General features: G+C 39.6%; 5 protein-coding genes. 2 read left to right on the forward strand and 3 right to left on the reverse strand.

Annotated features, from left to right (window positions below):
* Positions 1–728 precede the first annotated feature (728 nt).
* Together ACWPW6_RS19420 and ACWPW6_RS19425 are read left to right on the forward strand one after the other, a co-directional pair.
* Positions 729–1,100: a hypothetical protein gene (locus ACWPW6_RS19420; protein ID WP_250917076.1), complete on the forward strand. Its 372-nt coding sequence runs from the start codon at positions 729–731 to the stop codon at positions 1,098–1,100.
* Positions 1,101–1,317: 217 nt separating this feature from the next.
* A complete protein-coding gene (locus ACWPW6_RS19425; protein WP_113421954.1) occupies positions 1,318–1,515 on the forward strand; it encodes a hypothetical protein in 198 nt (65 codons plus the stop codon).
* A gap of 879 nt (positions 1,516–2,394) precedes the next feature.
* Here the strand turns inward: ACWPW6_RS19425 and ACWPW6_RS19430 are convergent.
* The 3 genes from ACWPW6_RS19430 to ACWPW6_RS19440 all read right to left on the reverse strand — a co-directional run bounded on the left by ACWPW6_RS19430 (position 2,395) and on the right by ACWPW6_RS19440 (position 4,181).
* Positions 2,395–2,823 (reverse strand): hypothetical protein, encoded by a 429-nt coding sequence (locus ACWPW6_RS19430; RefSeq protein WP_250917077.1) that lies wholly within the window; start codon positions 2,821–2,823, stop codon positions 2,395–2,397.
* A gap of 612 nt (positions 2,824–3,435) precedes the next feature.
* Positions 3,436–3,627, reverse strand: a complete 192-nt coding sequence (locus ACWPW6_RS19435) for a hypothetical protein (RefSeq protein WP_196731122.1) — start codon at positions 3,625–3,627, stop codon at positions 3,436–3,438.
* Between the two features lie 113 nt (positions 3,628–3,740).
* Positions 3,741–4,181, reverse strand: coding sequence for a hypothetical protein (locus ACWPW6_RS19440; RefSeq protein ID WP_107680794.1), 441 nt, complete (start codon positions 4,179–4,181; stop codon positions 3,741–3,743).
* Positions 4,182–4,285: the final 104 nt, after the last annotated feature.

Raw genomic sequence — 4,285 nt, forward strand, 5'->3', positions numbered from 1 at the left:
GTTGAAAACATAAAGGATTTTTTTCTGAACTCTAGAAGGTGCAGAGCCGAAATGATTGTGACATCACTTCGGCTCTGCTAATCTAATTCGCGTGCATTCGTTGCTTCGATTAGACCTCGACAACCCAATCTTAGCAATGGGAAGCTAGCTTGTCACTACTTCCTTAAAACCATTCAAAGACACTAACTCAAATGCACCACTTGATTGACTCGGACTTAGCCCGGTCTCCGAAAGGATAAACAGGCAAATTGTGGTAGTAAAACGTACCGGAAAACGAAATTCCGGCTCTGCCTCCGAATCACGCTGCGGTATCGAAAGATTACAGTGCGTACCTGATAAGAGCACCAATCAACGGACTAGGGATTTCTTGGATTGCACCGTCGAAAGAAGCCCAACCTAACCAAAAGCACCAGACTTAGCTAATGGAACAAGCTAAGAAGCCATGACCCAATCACCGATCATGGAGAAAAGCAAAGACAGAAAGATGCTGTCGCTTCGCTCCGTTTTGATTAGTACCACATTGGGGCATATAGGGGATTATTGTTTCGAAAACAGGAAAATTTAGATAAAGGATATTAGAAAATAATACAAGCGCCCAACAAATGAAACGATAAACATTACAAAAATTGTAATTATTAAGGATTCTGGCGAGTAATAACTTATTTTCTTCATGACACATAAACTTACATTTAATGCTAACATGCTAAAATTTCTAAGGATAAGTATTAATGAAGATAAGGTTAACATTACTATCGTTTTCTGTTTTTCTTTCTGGTTGTGTACATACAACACCTATGCCTGTTCAGGTTTCACAGCCAGGGGATTCTATGATGTCATGTCAATCTATCATTAGTGAGATGGAAGATATGGCTAACTTAGTAAAGTCAAAAGACAGTGAACTAAATGGACAGATAGCTAAAAATTCAGCTTTAGGTGTAACAGGGGCGTTATTGCTAGTTCCTCTTTTCTTTATAGATACCAGCGATGCAAAAACAGTGGAAGGTAAAGCAGCTAAAGATCGCTTTAAAAAATTACAGCAACTTTACGTCGATAAAAAATGCGAATATGAAAATAAGCATTTACTAAATGAAGAACGCTAACCCCCCCCTGAAATAATTACGTATAATTCCTTTTATGTAAAACGCTACAAGTCTCTTGTGTGGCGTTTTACATCCATCATTATCTACCCTTTCTATTTTTTCATCTCATTACGCTATATCACTTTAAAAAAATAAGGAATTTTTCATGATTCCGTTAATTTAGTGCTCTATAATTGACAGAGTTAATTAAATATCAGCCAAAAATCAAGGCAGTAGAATGATTGAAAAAATAAAAAGTTTTATGACCGAGCATCCTAAAGCGACAACAAATGAGCTCCTCGATCACATCTATGACGAGATTATGGAATTAAAAAAACAAGGTAAAAGTTGGTCTAGCATCATGGATGAAATCAGCCACTCTGGTTTTTACGTTAGTGAAACCCCGTTTTATAAATTTATCAAAAGTAAAAAATAACAATTATAAATATGGATTATTTTAAGCCTTACGTTAATGATTTCACCTGAAATAAAACATTGTTAAAAACGCACTAGAAAGGCACAGAAACCGTTATAAACTTTCAGGGTGGATTTGGGTGCTTGATAGGGTGATCGTGTCTTAAAATCGATTTGATGGGCTTTGATGCGGATGAACGGGCGGTTTTTGTAAGCTAACTCGCCCGTTTAACATAATGGGTCTTATGGGAATCAAATTATCTGATATAAGCTTTGTTTTTTGTCCAAATGTTATGACCCGTTTTTTTTACTTTTGTGAGGCTTCCTCGATGAAAAATAAATTTTCCTCTTGCGGCGAGCGTTGCGGATTGAAATACGGTGAAATTTTTTGTGATACTCCAGAAGGCACAGAGCCGAAATGATTGTGACATCACTTCGGCTCTGCTAATCTGATTCGGTGCATTCGTTGCTAAGATCAGACCTAGACAATCCAATCTTAACAATGGGAAGCTCGCTTGTCACGACTTCCTTAAAACCATTCAACGACATTAACTCAAATGCACCACTTGATTGACTCGGACTTAGCCCGGTCTCCGAAAGGATAAACAGGCAAATTGTGGTAGTAAAACGTACCGGAACACGAAATTCCGGCTCTGCCTCCGAATCACGCTGCGGTATCGAAAGATTACAGTGCGTACCTGACAAGAGCACCAATCAACGGACTAGGGATTTCTTGGATTGCACCGTCGAAAGAAGCCCAACCTAACCAGACTTAGCTAGATTAAAGAGCTAAGAAGCCATGACCCAATAACCGATCATGGAGAAAAGCAAAGACAAGAAGTCGTTGTCGCTTCGCTCCATTTTGATTAGTACCACATTGGGGCATTAGGATTTTTTTGCTTTAATTTGGAAGTTCATGGTTCGCTCGATAATACATAACATACTGTAACAGGCGCTCATCTACAGATGACGATATAGCTTGTAGCATGCTACCGCTAGAATCCATAAGATCACTTTTTACAGACCTGTAGCTTGAGTAAGTGTCTTCAGCCACTGAACAATAAGCTCTATCTAGATAAGCGTATGACAACTTACGAATATCATCCCTACATTCATATCTAACAACAGATACAACCTCTGAATTAGAGCCAGTGTTGATATACTTATCTATATTTTTTCTAAAACATTCTTTTGAACTCAAATATTCATTTTTCGCTATGCGGAGAAATTCATCACATAAATTTTGGTCAACACCACTATAACGTTCATATGATGATGAACACGCTGAAATCACTAATAAGGACATTAGTCCCAAAAATTCTTTTTTCATTACTTTCACTTGCCTGAAATTAAAAACAATAGTCTAGCGCTAAAAAGCATTCCTATAATCCCTTTTATGTTAAACGGGCGAGTTAGTTAGCAAAAACCGCCCGTTCACCCCCATCAAAGCCCCTCAAAACGATTTTAAGACACGATCACCCTACAAAACACCCAAATCTACGCTGAAAGTTTAGAACGGTTTTGCGAGCTTCTGAGTGCGTTTTTAACATCATGCAAACTGACAAGTAAAACGATGCGAAATCGCTGAAAGACACAAACTTGTTTTGTGGCAAGAAGCGATTTGACCAACCGAGTAAAACGAGGGCGGTAGGCTTTTTGTTTTTCTCCTGATGAGCGTCCAGCGAAGAAAGGGAAAAACAGGGGGAGCCGAAACGAAATGACACGCCCCAGCGATGGCAAGTGAACCCCAGTGAACGTGTTTCGTTTTGGGGGCAAAGCCCCCCGTCAAGCGAAGCGTCTGACCACCACATTTTTGAGCGACCAAATACAGGGCGAAAAAAGGGGGTGGTCAGACGAACGCAGTGAGTTTGACGGGCTTGGGTGAATGGCTTTTTTCGCAGGCGTCCAGCCGAAGAAAATAGCCAGAGGGCGGAGCCTTATGTCATTCATTTTCGTCCAGAAAATGAGTGGCATTGATACTGAAAGTATCATAGATGTAGATTGGTAAAATGATGATTTCATCCGTTATTTTACCCGTTATTCTATCCGTTATACCTAAATCGGATAAAATAACGGACAGAATAATGGATAGAATAACGGATAGATTAATGGGTAAGAAATGACACAACGTCATCTTGTGTCTATCTCTTATTCTGTATCTTATTCTCTGTATTATTCTGTGTATTAGAGAGAAATTAGATAGAATAAGATACGGAATAATACACAGGATAATAAACAAACATGACATTAACCTGCCTTTTCCTCGAGCTGTTTTAGCATCGAAACATCACCTAATAACCGTTGATTTTTACCTGTGAAAAAGATGATCGGACTGACATTTGCATTATCGATACTTCGACTTAACTGAATCCCCATCGCCTGATAATCATCATCGTTTGTACAATGGTATAACGCTAAAACAAGCTGACATTGTTCGGGGGTTCCACACTCTATTGCCCAGCGGATCAACTCCGAAAAGGTCAATCCGTTCGGTTTCCAGTGTTTTTTATGCCGTGACGCTAACGCCTTAAATTTTTCACGCCCTCGATTGTATTTTTCTGCCCCGATCACCGGATCTTCACAACGAACCCCTTGAACCGGTCGCTTATCAAATGACAATTCCCATAATTTTATTTCTTCGATGTATTCGTAATCTGCCGGTGATGCCAAACGAAATAATTGAGACATAGTGATCCCCTCCGATGATGTGTGAACGGAGATATTATAAGGCTTTCGGGAAATTCCGCTTCCTCGACGTGAAACAAGTTCACGCCTTGCGGCGAGCGTTGCGA

Source organism: Providencia sp. Marseille-Q8014 (assembly GCF_965112055.1).

Coding starts and splice junctions, on each gene's coding strand:
- ACWPW6_RS19425 (WP_113421954.1), top strand. CDS start 1,318: ATGATTGAAAAAATAAAAAGTTTTATGACCGAGCATCCTAAAGCGACA.
- ACWPW6_RS19420 (WP_250917076.1), top strand. CDS start 729: ATGAAGATAAGGTTAACATTACTATCGTTTTCTGTTTTTCTTTCTGGT.
- ACWPW6_RS19440 (WP_107680794.1), bottom strand. CDS start 4,181: ATGTCTCAATTATTTCGTTTGGCATCACCGGCAGATTACGAATACATC.
- ACWPW6_RS19435 (WP_196731122.1), bottom strand. CDS start 3,627: ATGACGTTGTGTCATTTCTTACCCATTAATCTATCCGTTATTCTATCC.
- ACWPW6_RS19430 (WP_250917077.1), bottom strand. CDS start 2,823: ATGAAAAAAGAATTTTTGGGACTAATGTCCTTATTAGTGATTTCAGCG.